Annotated in this window: 17 protein-coding genes; all 17 read left to right on the plus strand. The window is 71.4% G+C overall.

The features are described from left to right. Nucleotides 1-10 precede the first annotated feature (10 nt). The 17 genes from QSK32_RS09115 (at nt 11) to QSK32_RS09195 (ending at nt 20,023) form a co-directional block, all read left to right on the plus strand. Nucleotides 11-2,512, plus strand: coding sequence for a SpoIIE family protein phosphatase (locus tag QSK32_RS09115; RefSeq protein ID WP_045743415.1), 2,502 nt, complete (start codon nt 11-13; stop codon nt 2,510-2,512). Then, nucleotides 2,509-2,853, plus strand: a complete 345-nt coding sequence (locus QSK32_RS09120; protein WP_045743414.1) for an STAS domain-containing protein — start codon at nt 2,509-2,511, stop codon at nt 2,851-2,853. The genes QSK32_RS09115 and QSK32_RS09120 overlap by 4 nt, the downstream gene beginning before the upstream one ends. A 21-nt stretch (nt 2,854-2,874) precedes the next feature. Continuing rightward, complete coding sequence (locus tag QSK32_RS09125) at nt 2,875-4,818, plus strand: TIGR03960 family B12-binding radical SAM protein (RefSeq protein WP_045743413.1); 1,944 nt, start codon at nt 2,875-2,877, stop codon at nt 4,816-4,818. A gap of 52 nt (nt 4,819-4,870) precedes the next feature. Further along, nucleotides 4,871-5,605 carry a TIGR03936 family radical SAM-associated protein gene (locus tag QSK32_RS09130; RefSeq protein WP_083449123.1) on the plus strand — a complete coding sequence of 245 codons (735 nt, stop codon included), beginning with the start codon at nt 4,871-4,873 and terminating at the stop codon, nt 5,603-5,605. Nucleotides 5,606-5,736: 131 nt separating this feature from the next. Continuing rightward, complete coding sequence (locus tag QSK32_RS09135) at nt 5,737-9,069, plus strand: Rne/Rng family ribonuclease (RefSeq protein ID WP_285471658.1); 3,333 nt, start codon at nt 5,737-5,739, stop codon at nt 9,067-9,069. Nucleotides 9,070-9,181: 112 nt separating this feature from the next. Next, nucleotides 9,182-9,721 (plus strand): hypothetical protein, encoded by a 540-nt coding sequence (locus tag QSK32_RS09140; RefSeq protein WP_157411098.1) that lies wholly within the window; start codon nt 9,182-9,184, stop codon nt 9,719-9,721. Nucleotides 9,722-9,873: 152 nt separating this feature from the next. Then, a complete protein-coding gene (gene rplU, locus QSK32_RS09145; RefSeq protein WP_045743411.1) occupies nt 9,874-10,188 on the plus strand; it encodes a 50S ribosomal protein L21 in 315 nt (104 codons plus the stop codon). Between the two features lie 8 nt (nt 10,189-10,196). Then, a complete protein-coding gene (gene rpmA, locus QSK32_RS09150) occupies nt 10,197-10,454 on the plus strand; it encodes a 50S ribosomal protein L27 (RefSeq protein WP_045743410.1) in 258 nt (85 codons plus the stop codon). Nucleotides 10,455-10,760: 306 nt separating this feature from the next. After that, nucleotides 10,761-12,266 carry a GTPase ObgE gene (gene obgE, locus QSK32_RS09155; protein ID WP_045743409.1) on the plus strand — a complete coding sequence of 502 codons (1,506 nt, stop codon included), beginning with the start codon at nt 10,761-10,763 and terminating at the stop codon, nt 12,264-12,266. 57 nt (nt 12,267-12,323) lie between these two features. Next, complete coding sequence (locus QSK32_RS09160; RefSeq protein ID WP_045743408.1) at nt 12,324-12,776, plus strand: GNAT family N-acetyltransferase; 453 nt, start codon at nt 12,324-12,326, stop codon at nt 12,774-12,776. 124 nt (nt 12,777-12,900) lie between these two features. Beyond that, nucleotides 12,901-15,393 carry an aminopeptidase N gene (gene pepN / locus QSK32_RS09165; protein WP_045743444.1) on the plus strand — a complete coding sequence of 831 codons (2,493 nt, stop codon included), beginning with the start codon at nt 12,901-12,903 and terminating at the stop codon, nt 15,391-15,393. A 70-nt stretch (nt 15,394-15,463) separates the two neighbouring features. Further along, nucleotides 15,464-16,966, plus strand: coding sequence for a hybrid sensor histidine kinase/response regulator (locus QSK32_RS09170; protein ID WP_285471659.1), 1,503 nt, complete (start codon nt 15,464-15,466; stop codon nt 16,964-16,966). A 58-nt stretch (nt 16,967-17,024) separates the two neighbouring features. Then, the gene (gene nadD / locus QSK32_RS09175) at nt 17,025-17,630 is read left to right on the plus strand and encodes a nicotinate-nucleotide adenylyltransferase (RefSeq protein WP_045743406.1); all 606 of its coding nucleotides are present in this window, start codon (nt 17,025-17,027) and stop codon (nt 17,628-17,630) included. Between the two features lie 39 nt (nt 17,631-17,669). Then, nucleotides 17,670-18,074, plus strand: a complete 405-nt coding sequence (gene rsfS / locus QSK32_RS09180) for a ribosome silencing factor (protein ID WP_045743405.1) — start codon at nt 17,670-17,672, stop codon at nt 18,072-18,074. Beyond that, nucleotides 18,071-18,700, plus strand: coding sequence for a histidine phosphatase family protein (locus QSK32_RS09185; protein ID WP_045743404.1), 630 nt, complete (start codon nt 18,071-18,073; stop codon nt 18,698-18,700). Before rsfS ends, QSK32_RS09185 begins: the two co-directional genes overlap by 4 nt. A 52-nt stretch (nt 18,701-18,752) precedes the next feature. Then, nucleotides 18,753-19,148, plus strand: coding sequence for a hypothetical protein (locus QSK32_RS09190; RefSeq protein WP_285471660.1), 396 nt, complete (start codon nt 18,753-18,755; stop codon nt 19,146-19,148). A gap of 29 nt (nt 19,149-19,177) precedes the next feature. Beyond that, nucleotides 19,178-20,023, plus strand: coding sequence for a DegV family protein (locus tag QSK32_RS09195; RefSeq protein WP_045743403.1), 846 nt, complete (start codon nt 19,178-19,180; stop codon nt 20,021-20,023). Nucleotides 20,024-20,031: the final 8 nt, after the last annotated feature.

The following is a 20,031-nucleotide window of genomic DNA, read 5'->3' on the forward strand; positions in this document are numbered from 1 at the left end:
GAGCAGTTTCGTGAGTGAATCTGGTGGGCCGGACGTGACAAGCGAGTTACGACTGCCCTGGGACGACGATCCTGAGGACCTGTACGAGCACGCGCCGTGCGGCTATCTCACGACGCTCCCGGACGGCACGATCGTCCGGGTCAACGAGACCTTCCTGACCTGGACCGGGTATGCGCGTACCGACCTGGTCGGGCACCGGCGGTTCCGGGACCTCCTGGCGGTGGGGGACCGGATGTACTACGAGACGGTCTACGCACCTCTGCTCATGATGCAGAGCGAGGTGCACGAGATCGCGCTCGAGGTGGTCGGGCAGGACGGCCGGCGTCTGCCGACCCTGGTCAACTCGGTGCTCGAACGCGGTCCCGGGGAGTCGCCCAGGATCATCCGGACGATGGTGCTCAACGCCACCGAACGGCGCAGCTACGAGCGTGAGCTGCTGACGGCGCGGCGGGCGGCCGAGTCGTCCGAGCAGCGTGTCCGGGTGCTGCAGCAGATCGTGGCCGACCTGGCGGCGGCCCCGACCGAGGCCGAGGTCGCCGAGGCGGTGGTCCGCGCGCCCGAACCCGGCTTCGAGGCGGCGAGCAGCAGCATCTACCTGGTCGACGTGGAACGCGACCAGCTCGTCGCGGTCGCCTCCACCGACCCGACCACCGGCAACTGGGACGACATGCCCCGGTCGTCGCAGCGGGCGGTGGCCGAGGTCGCCCGCCGCGGTGACCTGCACGTGGTCGCCACCGTCGACGAGGCGCGGGAGCACTTCCCGGACCTGGCCGAGACGATGACCCGGTCCGGTCGCAGCACGGTGGTGCTGCTGCCGTTGACCACCGGGCCGGTCGAGGAGCCGGACGGGGTGACCGTGCTCGGGGTGCTGGCGTTCAGCTTCCGCGAGGAGCGGGTTCTCGACGACGCCGAGCTGACCGTGATCCGGCTGCTCGGCCAGCAGGCCGGTCAGGCGCTGGACCGAGCCCGGCTCTACGACGACGCCCGGCGCCGCGAGGAACAGGCCGGTTTCCTGGCCCGGACGACGCGGTCGCTGGACGAGGAGCACCGGCTGTTGCAGCGGGCCCGCCGGCTCGTCGAGCGGGTGGTCCCGGAGATCGCCGACTGGGCGTCGGTACGCCTGCAGGTCGGCCCGGCCGGACTGCTGGAGAGCGCCGGTGGCCCGCCGCCCGAGGCGGCCCTGCTGGCCGGCCGGATCGCCGAGGCGACCAGCACGGCCGGACCGGTCTGGGCGGCCGACGGCGACGGCCTCGGCTGCACCGTGCTGCCGCTCACCGCCCGCGGCCGGGTCCTCGGCACGCTGGCCCTGCGGATGGCCCCGGACCGCCGCGGCATCGAGGCCGAACGTCTCTTCCTCATCGACCTGGCCGACCGGGCCGGACTGGCGCTGGAGAACGCCCGCCTCTACGAGCAGGAGCGGGCCATCGCCCGGACCCTGCAGCGCAGCCTGCTCGCCGCGGACGTGCCCGGCGGCGACCCGCGGTTCGCGGTCGAGAGCTACTACCAGGCCGCGGCCCAGGACCTGGAGGTCGGCGGCGACTGGTTCGACGCCTTCCTGATCACCCCGAACCGGCTGGCCGTGGTGGTCGGCGACGTCGTCGGCCGGGGCATCGAGGCGGCCACCACGATGGGCCAGCTGCGCAGTGCCATCCGGGCGCTGGCCTCGGGGGAACACGGGCCGGCCCGGCTGATCGAGCAGCTGGACCGGTTCTGCGAACGGGAGGAGGCGGCCCGGATGGCGACCGTGGTGTACGCCGAGATCGACCTGCTCCACGGGGAGATGACGTACACCTGCGCGGGGCACCTGCCGCCGCTGCTGCACGAACCGGCCGGCTCCCCGCAGTACCTCCTGCAGGCCCGGTCCGCGCCGATCGGCTCCCGGGCCGGCGACCGGCGGCGGACCGAGCAGAAGGTCCGCCTGGCCTCGGGCAGCCGCCTGCTGCTCTACACCGACGGCCTGGTCGAACGCCGGGGCCGGCCCATCGACCGCGGCTTCGAGGTGCTCGCCCGCGAGTACGCCCGCCGCCGTGACGCCCCGCTCAAGGGCCTGACCGCCGGTCTCGCCGACACCATGGTGGGCCGGGACCACGCCGACGACGTCTGCCTGCTCTGCATCACGCTCGGTACCGAGGAACGCCTGGAACGCTCGATCGGCGCCGACCCGCTGCAGATCGCCCTGCTCCGGGCCGACCTGCGCGGCTGGCTCGCCGGGCACAGCGTCGACACCGACTGCCTGAACGCCGTGCTGCTGGCCTGCTCGGAGGCGGTGGCGAACGCCATCGAGCACGGCTACCGCGACGACCCGTTCGGGGTGGTCGACGTGACGGCCACGGTCAGCGAGGACGCGGTCGAGGTCCGGGTCACCGACCGCGGCACGTGGCGCGGCACGGGCGCCGGCTTCACCCGCGGTCGTGGTCTGCAACTGATCGAGGAAGCGATGGACGAGGTCCTCTTCGATCGGGGGGACGGGACAACCGTGATCATGCGACGGCAGCGGGGAGGTGAGCTGTGACAGATCAGTGGGTGAGTTTCTCGCGGCGGGGGGTGGCCGAGTTGGTCCACCTGAAGGGTGAGATCGACCTGGCCAACGCGAACGACATCGGGCGGGCCATCGTGGCCCGCACCACCGGGGCGAACGCGGTGCTCATCGACCTGACCGCCGTCTCGTTCCTGGACAGCGCGGGTGTCCGGCTGCTCGACTTCATCGTCGGTGACCTGGACGATCGGGGGAAGCCGATCAGGCTGGTGGTCGGTGAGCGCGGCGCCGCCCGGATGACCCTGCAGCTGTGCGCGTTCCGGACCGATCTGCTGACGACGGATCTGGAACGGGCCGCGGCTGAGCTGGACGGCTAGTCTCGCGTACCCTGGACACCCATGAGCGTGAGTTCCGTCTTCCCGCAGCTCGAGCAGTTGCTGCCCAGGGTCAGTAAACCGATCCAGTACGTGGGCGGCGAGCTCGGCGCCGTCGTCAAGGACTGGGACGACACGGTGGTCCGCTGGGCTTTGATGTACCCGGACGCCTACGAGGTCGGCCTGCCCAACCAGGGCGTGCAGATCCTGTACGAGGTGCTCAACGAGCAGCCGGATGTGCTCGCCGAGCGGTCGTATGCGATCTGGCCGGACCTCGAGGCGCTGATGAAGGAACACGGCGTCCCGCAGTTCACCGTCGACGCGCACCGCCCGGTCAAGGCGTTCGACGTCTTCGGCATCTCGTTCGCGACCGAGCTGGGCTACACCAACCTGCTCAGCGCGCTCGACCTCGCCCAGATCCCGCTGAACAGCGCGGACCGCACGGTGGAGCACCCGATCGTGCTCGCCGGCGGGCACGCCTCGTTCAACCCGGAGCCGATCGCCGACTTCATCGACGCCGCCGTGCTCGGTGACGGCGAGGAGGCGGTCCTCGAGATCACCGGGATCATCCGGGACTGGAAGGCCGAGGGCTGCCCGGGTGGCCGCGACGAGCTGCTGCTGCGCCTGGCGCGGACCGAGAGCATCTACGTCCCCCGTTTCTACGATGTCGACTACCTGGACGACGGTCGCATCCAGCGCGTCGTGCCGAACCGGCCGGACGTCCCGTTCCGGGTCGCCAAGCGGACCACGATGGATCTCGACGCGTGGCCGTACCCGAAGAAGCCCCTCGTCCCGCTCGCCGAGACGGTCCACGAGCGGTACGCCGTGGAGATCTTCCGGGGTTGCACCCGGGGCTGCCGGTTCTGCCAGGCCGGCATGATCACCCGCCCGGTGCGGGAGCGTTCGATCACCACGGTCGGCCAGATGGTGCGTGAGGGACTGGAGTTCTCCGGCTTCAACGAGGTCGGTCTGCTCTCGCTCTCCAGCGCCGACCACTCCGAGATCGGTGACATGTGCTCCGGTCTCGCCCAGCAGTACGCCGACGAGAACGTGTCGCTGTCGCTGCCGTCGACCCGGGTCGACGCGTTCAACATCGATCTGGCCCAGGAGCTGTCCCGCAACGGGCGGCGCACCGGCCTGACGTTCGCCCCGGAGGGCGGCTCGGAGCGGATCCGCAAGGTCATCAACAAGATGGTGACCGAGGAGGACCTGATCCGGACGGTCGTCACGGCGTACGGCAACGGCTGGCGGCAGGTGAAGCTGTACTTCATGTGCGGTCTGCCCACCGAGACCGACGAGGACGTCCTCGAGATCGCGCACATGGCGCACGAGGTGATCCGGGCCGGCCGTGAGGCCGCCGGCACCAAGGACATCCGCTGCACGGTGTCGATCGGCGGTTTCGTGCCGAAGCCGCACACGCCGTTCCAGTGGGCGCCGATGGAGCGTCCCGAGGTCATCGACGCCCGGCTCAAGATGCTCAAGAACGAGATCAACAGCGACCGGTCGCTGGGCCGCGCCATCGGTTTCCGCTATCACGACGGCGAGCCGTCGCTGATCGAGGGCCTGCTCTCCCGCGGTGACCGCCGGATCGGTCAGGTCATCCGCCGGGTCTGGGAGAAGGGCGGCCGTTTCGACGGCTGGTCCGAGCACTTCTCCTACTCCCGCTGGGTCGAGGCCTGCGACGAGGTGCTTCCGCAGTTCGGGGTCGACCTGGACTGGTTCACCGTCCGTGAGCGTGAGGAGCAGGAGGTCCTGCCCTGGGACCACCTGGACTCCGGTCTCGACAAGGACTGGCTCTGGCAGGACTGGCAGGACTCCGTCGGCGAGTTCGAGCAGGACGACTGCCGCTGGACCCCGTGCTTCGACTGCGGCGTCTGCCCGTCGATGGACACCGAGATCCAGATCGGCCCCACCGGCAAGAAGCTGCTGCCCCTGACCCCCGTCAACAACCTCCGGGTTCCCGCTTAGGAGAAGGACCATTCCCCCGAAGAACCAGCCCGTGGGCGGTCAGGCCCCGGTCGTGCAGCGGATCCGCCTTCGCTATGCGAAGCGCGGACCGCTGCGTTTCACCTCACACCGGGACTTCGCCCGCGCCTTCGAACGTGCCCTGCGACGCGCCAGGGTGCCCATCGCCTTCTCGCAGGGATTCACCCCACACCCCAAGATTTCGTACGCCAGCGCGGCGCCCACCGGCGTCGGCAGCGAGGCGGAGTACCTGGAGATCGGTCTGCAGGCCGTGACCGATCCGGATCAGCTGCGGCTGGCCCTGGACGCCGCACTGTCGCCGGGACTCGACATCCTCGACGCCGTGGTCGCCGGTGAGGGAAGTCTCGCCGACCGGATCGACGCGTCGTACTGGCGTATCGAGTTGCCCGACGTCGAGCCCGCGTTGGCGAGCAAGGCGGTCACCGCGTTCCTGGATTCCCCGGAAGTCCTGGTGGAACGCATGACCAAGCAGGGCCGCCGGTCGTTCGACGCGCGCGGGGCGGTCGTCCGGTGCACGGCCGTGGGAGAGGCGGACCTACCTTCCGGGGCCATGGGAGTACCGTGTGCGATAATCGACCTTGTCGTACGGCAGGTGCAACCAGCCGTGCGGCCCGATGACGTCCTCTCCGGCCTGCGCGTGGTGGCCGGCCTGGAGCCGCCGGTGCCCCCACGGGTGACCCGGCTGGCCCAGGGCACACTCACCGCGCAGGGGGAGATCGTCGATCCGTTGGACACGGATCGCGGTGACGTCGGCATCGGAGGACGCTAGCCGGGATCCGGTCGGCGTTCGTTGGCAGACTTCGGAAGCCCGTCCGCGACGGCCGGGCCCGAAACACTTGCAGCGACCCTGCGTGGCAGCGCTTACCCGCGCCCGGGGTCGCGAGAACTGGAGAGCGCCCCATGCTCGATAACGAGCCCCCAGTCAACCTGGGAGATCAGGGCGGTGAACGGGACGGAGTTGCCGCTCCGACCGGAGAAACCGCCGCCGAAAGCACGACCCCGGCACGCCGGACGCGGGCTCCGCGTCGTAAGGCAGTGGCACCTCCGCCGGAGGCTGCCGAGCCGGACACACCCCCGAGTGCAGAGACGTCCGTCACCCCCGACGCGTCCGCGGAACCGGTCGCCCCGGTGAAGAAGGCCACGCGCAGCCGCCGCAAGGTGGCGGCGCCGGCCGCCGACCCGGCCCCGGAGGCTGAAGCCGCCGGTCCCGCTGCGGAGACCGCCGACGCGCCGGTGGCTCCGGTCGCCCCGGTGAAGAAGGCCACGCGCAGCCGCCGCAAGGTGGTTGCGCCGGTCGACGAGCAGCCGGCTCTGATCCCCGCCGAGGTTCCCGAACCGGTCGCGACCGTCCCGGTCGTGGCCGAGGACGACGAACTCACCGCCGAGGACGAGGCCGCCCTGATCGAGGACGCCGCTGTCGAGGCCGCCTCCGCGGCCCGTGCCGCGGGCGTCCCGGTGGCCGGGGTCCTGCCGCTCGACGACGACTTCGTCGAGGAGCAGCCGGCCAAGCCGACCCGTGCCCGCCGCGCCGCCCTTCCCCCCGCGGTGCTCTTCATGCCGCCGGAGGCCACCCAGGCCGAGGCCGCCGCGCCGCCCGCCCGGCGCCGCCGTGGCACCGTCGCGGTGGAGCAGCCGGCCGCCGAGCAGGAGACGCCGGCCGTCGAGCCGGTCGCCGCCGCCGAGCCGGTGGAGACCGTCGCCGAGGAGCCGGCCGAGGGCGTGCGCCGCAGCCGGCGCCGCCGTCGTGGCGCCGCTGAGGAGACTCCCGAGGAGGCGCCGGCCGCCGAGGTCGTGCAGCCGGTCCTCGACGAGACCGACGAGAACGCCGACGACGCCGACGACGCCGAGGACGGCGACGAGAACGACGAGGACGACGAGAACGGTGGCCGCCGCCGCCGTCGCCGGGGTCGCCGTGGCCGTGGCCGGGGCAAGGGCCCGTCCGACGAGGCCGACGACGACACCGATGGCGACGCCGACGGTGAGGCCGACGGCGAGGAGACCGCCGAGGCGTCCGCCGACGACAGCGAGGACGGCGAGGACGAGGAGCCGGAGGGTGTCGACGGTGACGGCGTCACCCGCCGCCGGCGTCGCCGCCGTCGCAAGGGCGCCGGTGGCGAGACCGAGACCGGTGGCATCGAGGACGGCGTGCACACCGTCGTCCGGGTCCGTGAGCCCCGGCGCAGCGACGAGGTGCAGGGTGTCTCCGGCTCGACCCGGCTCGAGGCCAAGCGCCAGCGCCGCCGGGACGGCCGCGAGCAGCGCCGGACCCGTCCGCCGATCCTGAGCGAGTCCGAGTTCCTGGCCCGCCGCGAGGCGGTGGACCGGGTCATGGTGATCCGGCAGAAGGCGGACCGCACCCAGATCGCGGTCCTCGAGGACGGCATCCTGGTCGAGCACTACGTCGCCCGGGCCACCTCCGGCACCATGGTCGGCAACGTCTACCTCGGCAAGGTGCAGAACGTGCTGCCGAGCATGGAGGCCGCGTTCGTCGACGTGGGCCGCGGCCGCAACGCCGTGCTCTACGCCGGTGAGGTCAACTGGGACGCCACCGGGCTGGAGGGCCGGGCCCGCTCGATCGAGCAGGCGCTGCGGTCCGGCGACCCGGTGCTGGTCCAGGTCACCAAGGACCCGATCGGCCACAAGGGCGCCCGGCTGACCAGCCACATCGCGCTCTCCGGCCGGCACCTGGTCTACGTGCCCAACGGCAACGCGTCCGGGATCAGCCGCAAGCTGCCGGACAACGAGCGCAAGCGCCTGCGCGACATCCTCAAGAAGCTGGTGCCGGACGGCGCCGGTGTGATCGTGCGGACCGCCGCCGAGGGCGCCAGCGAGGACGAGCTGGCCCGCGACGTCAAGCGTCTGCAGGCCCAGTGGGAGGACATCCAGGCCCGGGCCGCCGAGGGCAGCGCCCCCAAGGCCCTGTCCGAGGAGCCCGACCTGGTGATCCGGGTGGTCCGGGACCTCTTCAACGAGGACTTCCGCGAGCTGGTCGTGCAGGGCGAGCAGGCGTACGCCGAGGTGGAGAACTACCTCGACTCGGTCTCGCCGGACCTGGTCGAGCGGCTGCGCCGGCACACCGGTGTGCAGGACGCGTTCGCCGAGTGGCGGATCGACGAGCAGATCCTCAAGGCGCTCGACCGCAAGGTCTTCCTGCCCTCCGGTGGTCACCTGGTGATCGACCGGACCGAGGCGATGACCGTGGTCGACGTCAACACCGGCAAGTACACCGGTGCCGGCGGCAACCTCGAGGAGACGGTCACCCGCAACAACCTGGAGGCGGCCGAGGAGATCGTGCGTCAGCTGCGGCTGCGCGACCTCGGTGGCATCGTGGTCATCGACTTCATCGACATGGTGCTGGAGAGCAACCGCGACCTGGTGCTGCGCCGGCTGACCGAGTGTCTGGGCCGGGACCGGACCAAGCACCAGGTCACCGAGATCACCTCGCTGGGTCTGGTGCAGATGACCCGTAAGCGGATCGGTGCGGGCCTGCTCGAGGCGTTCAGCGAGAACTGCGACCACTGCAAGGGCCGCGGCCTGATCATCCACCAGGAGCCGGTGCCGGAGAAGCGGTCCAACGGCAACGGTGGCGGTGCTCCGGCCGGCCAGGTGAAGGCGGTGGCGGCGCCGGTGCGTACCGAGAGCCCGGCACCGCAGCAGCAGGCGCCGGCGGGCAAGCAGCGGCGGCGTCGTGGCGGCGAGAGCGCGCCGGTGGAGCAGCCGGTGGAGCAGCCGGTCGCGGAGACCCCGCTTGCGGAGGCCGTCGAGGCCCCGGCAGTGGTTCCGGTCACCGCCCCGGAGGCGGTGGCTCCGGTCACCGCGCCGGTGCCGGAGGCGGTCGCGCCGGTGGTCGAGGTGACCGCTCCGGTGGTGGAGTCCGGCCCGGTGGCGGAGGTGGCCGCGGTCGCGCAGACGCCGGTCGTGGGTTCCGGCATCGTCCGGCCGATGCGGCAGCCGGCGCTCTCCACGGCGGACGCCGACGACGAGTACGACATCAGCGGCTACGACCTGTCCCGTTACGACACCCCGGCGAGCAACGGCGCCGTGGAGAGCAACGGGACGCCGGAGACCAACGGTGCGCAGTACCCGGCCGACGAGGAGCCGATGCGTCTGGCCGGTGCGGACGACCCGGACGCGGCTGACGAAGAGGATGAGGACGAGGAGCCGGTCGGTGCGGGCACGGGTGCCCGGCGCCGGACCCGGCGGGGCGGAACGCGACGGCGTACGCGTCCCTGACCTGTGACGACGCGACCGGGCAGTTAACTTGAAACAAAGTTAACTGCCCGGTCGCGTCTTCGGTTACCCTCATCGGCATCGATTCCCCCGTCGATCCCGAGGAGACCGGACCATGCGCCGTGCCGCAGCACTTCTCGCCCTGACCCTGGTGGCCGGTTGTTCGAGCGGGGCGCCGGTGGGCGGTCCCGTCCCGGCCACGGGGGAGCCGCCGCGGCCGGCGGTGGCGATCACCCCCGCCCCGGGGGCGTCGAGTGGCCCCGGCCCGGCCCAGGGCGCGGTTCCGGCCCAGGGCGCCACGGGGCAGGGGGATGCGGCCCTGACGCAGGACACCGCGGCCATCTGCGACCAGGCGGACCGCGTCGGTACGGAGTTCGGCACCAGGTTCGCCGCCGACTACCGTGCCCTGGTCGCCGCGGCCGCTCAGGGCGGCCAGGACGAGGAGCAGGCCCGGACGAGGATCTCCCGGACGGTGCAGAACTACTCGTCGGCCCTGCTCGACATGGCACGGCTCGCCGACGACCCGGAGTTGACGAAGGCGTTGTCGGCGGTGGGCGCCCAGGTGACCACACTTCGGGAGGATTTCGCCGCGATCGACGGCGGGAAACTCGCCGCCGTGCACGCCACGCTGGACAAGGCCTGCGGCCAGGAGTAGCCCGGTTTGGGTTCGGGCCCGGCGATGAAGTAGTCTTTCCGACGGCGCCTTTTCGGCGCTTGTTCCGTGCGCGCTCACACAGCGGTCGCCGGATCCCAGCAGTATCCGCCAGCAGCCCTCTCGGCTGCGTAAGTCTCAGGGAGTCCGCGTCGATGTACGCGATCGTCAAGACCGGCGGCAAGCAGTACAAGGTTGCCGAGGGCGACGTGATCGAGGTTGAGAAGCTCGTGGGTCAGCCCGGCGATGCTCTGACCCTGGCCGCGGTGCTCCTCGTCGACGGTGACAACCTGGTGACCGATGCGGCCAAGCTTGCCAGCGTGACGGTGTCCGGCGAGATCGCCGAGCACACCAAGGGTCCGAAGATCCGGATCCACAAGTTCAAGAACAAGACCGGCTACCACAAGCGCCAGGGGCACCGCCAGCCGCTGACCCGCGTCAAGGTTACCGGCATCAAGAGCGGGAAGTAGGGGCAGCCATGGCTCATAAAAAGGGTGCGTCCAGCTCCCGCAACGGGCGCGATTCCGCCGCCCAGCGGCTGGGCGTGAAGCGGTTCGGTGGTCAGCTGGTCAGCGCCGGCGAGATCCTGATCCGTCAGCGCGGCACGAAGTTCCACCCGGGCGACCTGGTCGGCCGTGGCGGCGACGACACGCTGTTCGCGCTTGCCGCGGGCAACGTGCTGTTCGGCACGACGCGCGGTCGCAAGACCGTGAGCATCGTTCCGACCGCGGAGTAAATTTCTTCTCCACAGCGGGCCGTGGACCCTCGGGTCCACGGCCCGCTGTCGCGTTTCCGGACGGGAAGTCCACGCGCCGACCGGACGTCGGGTCAAGGCGGCACTCTCTGCCGAGCTTGGTGCGGCAGCCACCCCACGGGATGGCTGCCGCACCAAGATCCGGGAAGGGGCGATCGTCTGCGGGACCGCAGACGCCGTCGGGCGTGATGTGGGTGAGTGAGGGGCTACCGCCGGGAGCGCGGTGGCACTGTTGAGGGTGCGGCCACCGGCCGCCGATGTGCTTTTCTCGGTTAGGGAGTCTCTGAAGTGACCACGTTCGTCGACCGGGTCGTGCTGCACCTGCAGGCGGGTGACGGCGGGCACGGCTGTGTCTCCGTGCACCGGGAGAAGTTCAAGCCGCTCGGCGGGCCGGACGGCGGCAACGGCGGGCATGGCGGCAGCGTCACGCTGGTCGTCGACCCGCAGCAGCACACGCTGCTCGACTTCCACTTCCACCCGCACATCAAGGCGAGCAACGGTGGCGGCGGTGCCGGGTCGAACCGGGACGGCGCCAACGGCAAGAACCTGGTGTTGAAGGTGCCGAACGGCACCGTCGTGCAGACCCTCGACGGTGAGGTGCTGGCCGACCTGGTCGGCGACGGCACCGAATACGAGGTGGCCCAGGGCGGTCGCGGTGGCCGGGGCAACGCGTCGCTGGCCAACACCCGCCGCAAGGTGCCGGGCTTCGCCGAGTTGGGCGAGCCGGGCGACAACCTGGACGTGGTGCTCGAGCTGAAGAGCGTCGCCGAGGTCGGGCTGGTGGGCTTCCCGTCGGCCGGCAAGTCGTCGCTGATCGCGGTGATGTCCGCGGCCAAGCCGAAGATCGCCGACTACCCGTTCACCACGCTGGTGCCGAACCTCGGCGTGGTGCAGGCCGGCGAGGAGATCTTCACCATCGCCGACGTGCCCGGCCTGATCCCGGGCGCGGCCACCGGCAAGGGCCTGGGCATGCAGTTCCTGCGGCACATCGAGCGCACCTCCGTACTGGTGCACGTGCTGGACGCGGCGGCGCCGGAGATCGAGCGGGACCCGCTGGCCGACCTGGACGCGATCGAGGCGGAGCTGGCGGCGTACGGGGGCCTGGAGGACCGGCCCCGCATCGTGGTGCTCAACAAGGTCGACATCCCGGACGGACGGGACCTGGCCGAGATGGTCCGCCCCGATCTGGAGGCCCGTGGTTACCGGGTGTTCGAGATCAGCGCGATGACCCGTGAGGGTCTCAAGGAGTTCACCTACGCGCTCGCCGCCCTGGTCAAGGAGTACCGCCTGGCCAAGCCGGTGGAGGAGCCGACCCGGGTCGTGCTGCGGCCGCGGGCCGTCGACGACAGCGGATTCACCCTGGAGCAGGACGAGGACGGCGTCTTCGTCATCCGCGGCCCCAAGGTCGAGCGTTGGGTGCGGCAGACCAACTTCGACAACGAGGAGGCCGTCGGTTACCTGGCCGACCGCTTGGACCGGCTCGGTGTCGAGACGGCGCTGGCCAAGAAGGGCGCCCAGCCCGGCGACCCGGTGCGGATCGGCGAGCGGGAGTTCGACTGGCAGCCCAACGCCGGCGACTACGTCTCCGGTCCGCGTGGCACGGACACCCGTCTGCAGGAGGCCAACCCCCGGGCCGGTGCCGCGGAGCGTCTCGCCGCTCGCAAGGCCCGCCGGGTCCGCAGCGAGGACGAGATGGTCCACATGGCAGCGGACGGCACCGTCAGTAACGTGTCGAACTCGAAACTCCCCGTGCTTGTTACCGACGAGGACGACGACGAGGACACCGACGAATAGTGCACCGTCCAGATCACCGCAACCCTCCAGAAATGGTCGTCACCTAGAGTCACGTTCGTGCTGATTGAGTACCGCTCCTCCCTTGATCCCGAATTGGCCGCCCTCGTCACCTTCCAGAACCGGGAGTTGACGGAGGCCGGCCTCGGGACGGGAAGCCGGATGTTCCGGCCGCAGGACGACGTCGAACACCTGATCGGTGTGGTGAACGGTCGTGCTGTGGCCTGCGGCGCGTGGCGGGCTCTGGAGGACGGTGTCGCCGAGTTCCAGCGGATGTACGTACGGCCGGCGTACCGCGGTCGCGGCCTGGCCCGCCAGATGATCGTCGCGATCGAGGAGGAGGCGCTCGCCGCGGAACGCCCGGTCGTCCGCCTGGAGACCTGGAGTTTCCTGCCCGCGGCGATCGCCCTCTACCAGTCGTCGGGATACCGGCGGATCCCCGTCGCCGGGGCGTACGCCGGTGATCCGCGCCGTGTCCGCTTCGAGAAGCGCCTGCCCGCTCTGGTGTTCTGACGAGGCGGGTGCGCCCCGTGCCGGGGTGGTCGGCGGCGGCGTTTCGCGAACGATCGGTTGTGATTCTCACGTCCGTGGCGCGTGCCTGCACTGATGCCACTCCCCGGCGGGCATGATGGTCGTCATGCCGACCCTGACCCGTGCCGAGGCCGCCGAGCGAGCGTCCACCGTCGACGTCGACGAGTACCAGGTGGATCTCGATGTCACCGGGGACGGTGACACGTTCCGGTCCCGGACCGTGGTGCGTTTCCGTTCCCGGGCCGGCGCCGCGACATTCCTGGAGTTCGAGCCGGTCGAGGTCACCTCGATGACGCTGAACGGCGTGCCGGTGCCGGCCGCCGCGGCCACCGGCGACCGGCTGGCCCTGACCGGCCTCGCCGCGACGAACGAGCTGGTCGTCGACGCCGTGATGCGCTACTCCAACAACGGCGAGGGCCTGCACAGGTACATCGACCCGGCAGACGGCAACGTCTACCTCTACCAGCACCTGTTCATCAACAACGGCGGCCGGGTGCTGCCCTGCTTCGACCAGCCGGACCTGAAGGCGTCGTTCCGGGTGAGCGTCACCGCCCCGGCCGACTGGACCGTCGCCACCAACGGTGAGCTGGTCTCCCGCGACGGCGGGCGCTGGGAGTTCGGCGCCACCGAGCGGATCTCCACCTATCTGGCCACCCTGATCGCCGGCCGCTACCACGTGGTGCGCGACGAGCACGACGGCATCGCGCTCGCCCTGTACGCCCGGGCCACGCTCGCCGGCCACCTGGACACCGAGGCGCCGGAGATCTTCGAGATCACCAAGCAGTGCCTGGACCGGTTCCACGAGATGTTCGACATCCGCTACCCGTTCGGCCACTACCAGCAGGCGTTCGCCCCCGAGTTCAACTTCGGCGCGATGGAGTACCCCGGCCTGGTGGTGTTCCGCGACGAGTTCATCCCGCGCTCGGCGATCACCGAGAGCGAACGCGAGCACCGGGCCAACGTGATCGCCCACGAGATGGCCCACCAGTGGTTCGGCGACCTGGTCACGATGGCCTGGTGGGACGACCTGTGGCTGAACGAGTCGTTCGCGGAGTACCTCGGGGCCCGGGTCACCGCCGAGGCCACCCGGTACCGCGGCACGTGGACCACGTTCGCGATGCACCGCAAGGCGTGGGGCCTGCGGTCCGACCAGCGGCCGTCCACCCATCCGGTCGCCCCGGACGAGGTGACCGACACCGACGAGGCTCTGATGAACTTCGACGGCATCTCGTACGCGAAGGGCGCCGCCGTCCTCAAGCAACTGGTCGCCTGGCTGGGCGACGAGGCCTTCCTCGCCGGCCTGAACGCGCACTTCGACGCGCACGCCTTCGGCAACGCCACCCTGGCCGACCTGCTGGGCGCGCTCTCCACGGCCAGCGGCCGCGACCTGTCCGGCTGGGCCGAGGTGTGGCTGCGCCGCGCCCAGGTCAACACGCTGCGGGTCGAGGTCACCCGGAACGGCCCGGACTACGCCGAGGTCGCCGTGGTGCAGACCGCGCCCGAGGGCTTCCCGACGCTGCGCCCGCACCACATCGGCATCGGCCTGTACGACAAGGGCGCCGGCGGTGTGGTCCGGCGGCGCCTGATCGAGGTGGAGCTGGCGGCGACCGGGCGGACCGTGATCGCCGAGCTGTCCGGGGAACCGGCGGCCGACCTCCTGCTGCTCGACGACGGCGATCAGACGTACGCGAAGATCCGCCTCGACCCGGACTCCGCCGCGGCCGTGCCCCAGCTCCTGCCCCTGCTCGACGACTCGCTGGCCCGCGCGGTGATCTGGGCGTCGACCCTGGACGCCGTGGTCGACGGCGAACGCCCGGTCGACGAACTGGTCACACTGGTGCTGACCGCCCTGCCTGCGGAGACCGAGGTGGTCGTCGTCGAGGACGTGCTGCGGGCCACCCGCGGTCTGGTCGACCGGTACGCGACCCCGGCCGCCCGCCCCGCCGCACTGGAACTGCTGGCCCAGGCCACCGACCGGCTGCTCGCCGCGGCGGCGCCCGGCGACTCCCGGCAGCTGGCGGCGGCCCGCGGCCTGATCGGCGCGACCGTCGACACCGCCCGCCTGCACGGCTGGCTGGCCGGCGAGGACGTGCCGTCCGGTCTGGCCGTCGACGAGGACCTGCGCTGGCTGATCATCTATCGGCTGGCGGTGCTCGGCGCGGCCGGGCACGACACCGTGGACGCCGAGCTGGACCGGGACCGCAGCGCCTCCGGCGAACAGTGGGCCGCCCGCTGCCGGGCCGCCCTGCCGGACGCCGAGGCCAAGGCGGCGGCCTGGTCGGCGGTGGTCGGCGACGCCTCGCTGTCGAACCGGCTGGCCGAGCTCACCGCGGCCGGCTTCTGGCAGCCGGAACAGCGGGAGCTGCTGGAGCCGTACGTGGAGCGCTACTTCGCCGAGATGCCGGCGATGATGCGGATCCGCAGCGGGATGAGCGCGGAGAAGACGGCCGGGGCGGCGTACCCGGACGTGGCGGTCTCCGAACGCACCCGCGAGCTGGCCGCCGGGCTGCTCGCCGACCCGCGGGCCAACGCGATCCTGCGCCGGGTGGTGCAGGACGCCGACGACGACATGCGGCGGGCACTGGTCTCCCGGGCCTGACCGATCCGGCGTTCCCCTCCCTGCGACCTCGTGGCCCTCGTAGCCTGAGGTCACGGGGCGGGGAGGGCGCGTGGAGTGGTCCGAGGAGTTGTCCAGCGGTCTGCTGCAGGCCGCGCCGGACGCCATCCTGGTTCTGGACGGCCCCCGGATCCTGCTGGTCAACGACCGGGCCGCGCGGATGTACGGCTGGCCCCGCGACGACCTGGTCGGACAGTCGGTGGAGGTGCTGCTGACCGCCGAGGCGAAGGCGATCTACCCGGAACGCCGCCGGATGATCGAGGAGGGTCCGCCGGGCTCGATCGGCACGGTGGTCACCACCCTGCGGCGCCGGGACGGTTCGGAGTTCCCGGTCGAGTCGTCCACGACCGTGGTGGAGACCCCGCAGGGCCGCCTGACCATCTCGGTGGTCCGTGACCTCACCGAACGGATCCGCGCCGAGCAGGAGCAGGCCCGGCTGCGCGCCGAGGCGCAGGCCCACCGCAGTCAGCGGTTGGAGAGCCTGGGTCAGCTCGCCGGCGGCATCGCCCACGACTTCAACAACATGCTCGGCGTGATCCTCAACTACGCGAGTTTCGTGGTGGAGGAGGCGCAGTCCGGCCGCCCCGACCCCGCGCTGATCATCGCGGACGCGGAGCAGGTCATCCAGGCCGGCAACCGGGGCACCGCCCTCACCCATCAGCTGCTCGCCTTCGCCCGGCGCGAGGTGGTACGCCCGCAGCCGCTGGACCTGAACGCGCTGATCAGCGGGGCGCAGGAGTTGTTGCGGCGTACCATCGGCGACCACCTCACCCTGGTCTTCCGCCCCGGCGGCGACCTGCCGCTGGTGACCTGCGACCCCCACCAGATCGAGCAGATGCTGGTCATCCTGGCGTTGAACGCCCGGGACGCGATGCCCTCCGCCGGTGAGCTGGCCATCGACACCGACTGTCACGAGGAGCGGGTCCGGCTGCGGGTGGCCGACACCGGCCGGGGCATGCCGGAGGACGTCCGGGACCGCGCCTTCGAGCCGTTCTTCACGACCAAGGGCAGCGCCGAGGGCACCGGGCTCGGCCTGGCCACCGTCTACGGCATCGTCACCCAGGCCGGCGGCGAGGTGAGCATCGCCAGCGAGGTCGGCCGGGGCACCACGGTCACCGTGCTGCTGCCGCCGGGGGCCGGGGCCGAGGCGTACGCCGCGACGGAGAAGCCGGTCACCACGGGCGGGTGCGGCGAGACGCTGCTGGTGGTGGAGGACGAGGTCGCGTTGCGCGAGGTCACCGGGCGGATCCTGACCGCGGCCGGGTACCGGGTGCTGAGCGCGGAGAGCGGACCGCAGGCCCTGGAGCTGGTGGCCGGCCACGACGGGGTGATCGACCTGCTGGTCAGCGACGTGGTGATGCCCGGGATGCTGGGCAAGGAGCTGGCCGAACGCCTGGTCGAGGCCCGTCCCGGCACCCGGGTCCTGTTCATGTCCGGGTACGCCCAGCCGGTCCTGGCCTCCGAGGGAACCCTCGACGAGGGTGTCGCCCTCCTGGAGAAGCCCTTCACCGCGAAAGACCTGCTGACGGCCGTTCGCCGCCGTCTAGACGGTTGATCTCCATCCGGCCGCCCCGCCCACCGTCCCTGATCGGAACAAAAGATATTCTCCTTCGATGGCCGGGCGTCGCGTAGGAATCATGGGTGGGACCTTCGACCCCATCCATCACGGGCACCTGGTCGCGGCCAGCGAGGTCCAGGCCCGCTTCGACCTCGACGAGGTCATGTTCGTCCCGACCGGCCAGCCGTACGAGAAGGGCCGCGTCTCCCCGGCCGAGGACCGCTACCTGATGACGGTCGTCGCGACCGCCTCCAACCCGCGCTTCCACGTCAGCCGCGCCGACATCGACCGGGACGGCCCCACCTACACCGTCGACACGCTGCGCGACATGCGTGCCGTCTACGGCCAATCCGCCGAGCTGTACTTCATCACCGGCGCCGACGCCCTCTCCCGGATCCTGTCGTGGAAGGACGCGCTGACCATGCTCGGCCTGGCGCACTTCATCGGCGTGACCCGTCCCGGCTTCGAACTCTCCGGCGAACACCTGCCGCCGGACAGCGTGACGCTCGTCGAGGTGCCGGCGATGGCCATCTCCTCGAGTGACTGCCGCAGCCGGGTCGCCCGGGGCCTGCCGGTCTGGTACCTGGTGCCGGACGGTGTCGTGCAATACATCAACAAGCGCGGCCTGTATCGGGACTCGGGACTTCCCGGGACGGTGTGAGACTCTTGAAGCTCATGAAACCCGACCGAGGGGACTCTTTTGCCCGTCACCGAACGCGCTCTTGAACTCGCGACGGCAGCCGCTCAGGCCGCCGCCGACAAGAAGGCGCAGGACATCTCCATCATCGACGTCGGCGAGCAGCTCTACATTACCGACGCGTTCGTGCTCGCCTCCGCGGCCAACGAGCGTCAGGTGGTCGCGATCGTGGACGCCATCGAGGAAGCACTCCTCAACCTTCCGGAGAAGGCGAAGCCGGAGCGTCGCGAGGGCCTGCAGCAGGGCCGCTGGGTGCTGCTGGACTACGTCGACATCGTGGTCCACGTGCAGCACACCGAGGAACGCGAGTTCTACGCCCTGGACCGTCTGTGGAAGGACTGCCCGATCGTCCCGTTCGTCGACCGGGACATGGTCGAGGCCGGTGCTGCCGGCACCGAGGCACCGTGACCCGTCTCATCGTCTGGCGGCACGGCAACACCGACTGGAACGCGGTCGGCCGTTTTCAGGGGCAGACCGACATCGGGCTCAACGACCGGGGCCGGCGGCAGGCCGCCGAGGCCGCCGCGCTGCTGGCCCGGAAGAAACCGGATGCGCTGGTCTCCAGCGACCTGAGCCGGGCCGCGGACACCGCGGCCGCGCTCGCGGCGCTGACCGGTCTCACCGTGCGCCACGACGAACGCCTCCGGGAACGCTCCTTCGGCCGCTGGCAGGGCCTGACCGCCCAGGAGGTGGCCGAGCAGAGCCCGGAGGAGTACTCCCTGTGGAAAGCCGGCCGGGAGGTCGTCGGCGTCGACGTGGAGAGCGCCGACGACCTGAGCAAACGGGTGTCCGAGGGGCTGCAGGACGCGGCCCGGCAGGCACCGGGCGGGACGATCGTCGTCGCCACGCACGGCGGCGCCGCCCGGTACGGCGTCGCCCAGCTGCTGGGCTGGCCGGCCGAGCAGGTGCGGACTCTGCGCGGTCTGCAGAACTGCCACTGGGTGGAGCTCACCCATGACGCGGTCCGTGGCTGGCAGCTCTCGGCGTACAACGTGGGTGTGGTCGGGGACAAGGCGGTCCCGCCCTCGATCTGACGGCGGGGCACGGCCGGGGGAACCGGCGAGCCTCCGGTAGCGTCCAAGCATCATGTTGATCCGTCGAACCGTTGCCCCCGCGGCGCTGCTCCTCGCGATGCTCGCCGCCGGTTGCGCGAACAACACCAGTGACAGCACCGATGCCGGCGCCCCCGCGCCGGCCTCGTCCTCCGCCGGGATCCCGGAGAGCACCACCGTGCAGCCCTCCGGCTCGGCACCCGCCGACGCGAAGACCATCACCGGCACGGTCACCGCGGGTGTGGAGCCCGGCTGCCTGCTCCTCAAGGACGCCACCGGCGATCATCTGCTGGTCGCCAAGGACCAGACCCTGACCGCCTCGCTCACCGTGGGCACCCAGGTCACCGTGGTCGGCGTGCCCGAGCCGGGCATGATGAGCACCTGCATGCAGGGCGAGCCGTTCCGGGTCCTCTCCGTGGCCGCGAACTGAACCGGGCCTGAATCAAGTACCTTGCCTGCATGGCCATAGCGGTCGTCACCGACTCCACCGCCTATCTCCCCGCCGAGCTGAACGGCACCTACGACCTGACGGTCGTGCCCCTCACCGTGGTCGTCAACGGCTGGGACGGGCTGGAGGGCCTGGAGATCTCCCCGGCCGAGGTGGCCCGTGCGCTGGGGGAACGCCGGGCCGTCGTCAGCACCTCCCGGCCCGCGCCGTCCCAGTTCGCCGAGGTCTACCGCCGGTTGCTGGACGAGGGCGCCGACGGTGTGGTCTCGGTGCACCTGTCCGCCAAGCTGTCCGGCACGTTCGAGGCCGCCCGACTGGCCGCCGCCGAGGTGGGCGACCGGGTGCGGGTGGTGGACAGCGGCACCGCGGCGATGGGGCTGGGCTTCCCGGCCCTGGCCGCGTCGGCGGCCGCCCGCGCCGGTGCGGACCTGGAGCAGGTCACCGCCGCGGCGATCGAGCACGCCGCCCGGGTGAGCACCCTCTTCTACGTCGACACCCTGGAGTTCCTGCGCCGGGGCGGCCGGATCGGTGCGGCGTCCGCGCTGCTCGGCACGGCCCTGGCGGTCAAGCCGATCCTGCACGTGCTGGGCGGTGCCGTGGTGGTGCGCGACAAGGTGCGCACCGCCGGGCGGGCGCTGACCCGGCTGGTCGACCTCGCGGTGGAGGCGGCCGGCGACGGCGAGGCCGACATCGCCGTGCATCACCTGCGCACCCCGGAACGTGCGGCGGCCCTGGTCGAGGCGGTCAGCATGCGTCTCGGTGACCGCCTGCGCGACTGCTATCTGACCGAGGTGGGCGCCGTGGTCGCGGCACACACCGGACCCGGTCTGGCCGGCGTCGTGGTCCATCGCCGCTGATTCTCCGG

The sequence above is a fragment of the Actinoplanes sp. NBRC 101535 genome (assembly GCF_030269225.1).
GTDB classification, from domain to species: domain Bacteria; phylum Actinomycetota; class Actinomycetes; order Mycobacteriales; family Micromonosporaceae; genus Actinoplanes; species Actinoplanes rectilineatus.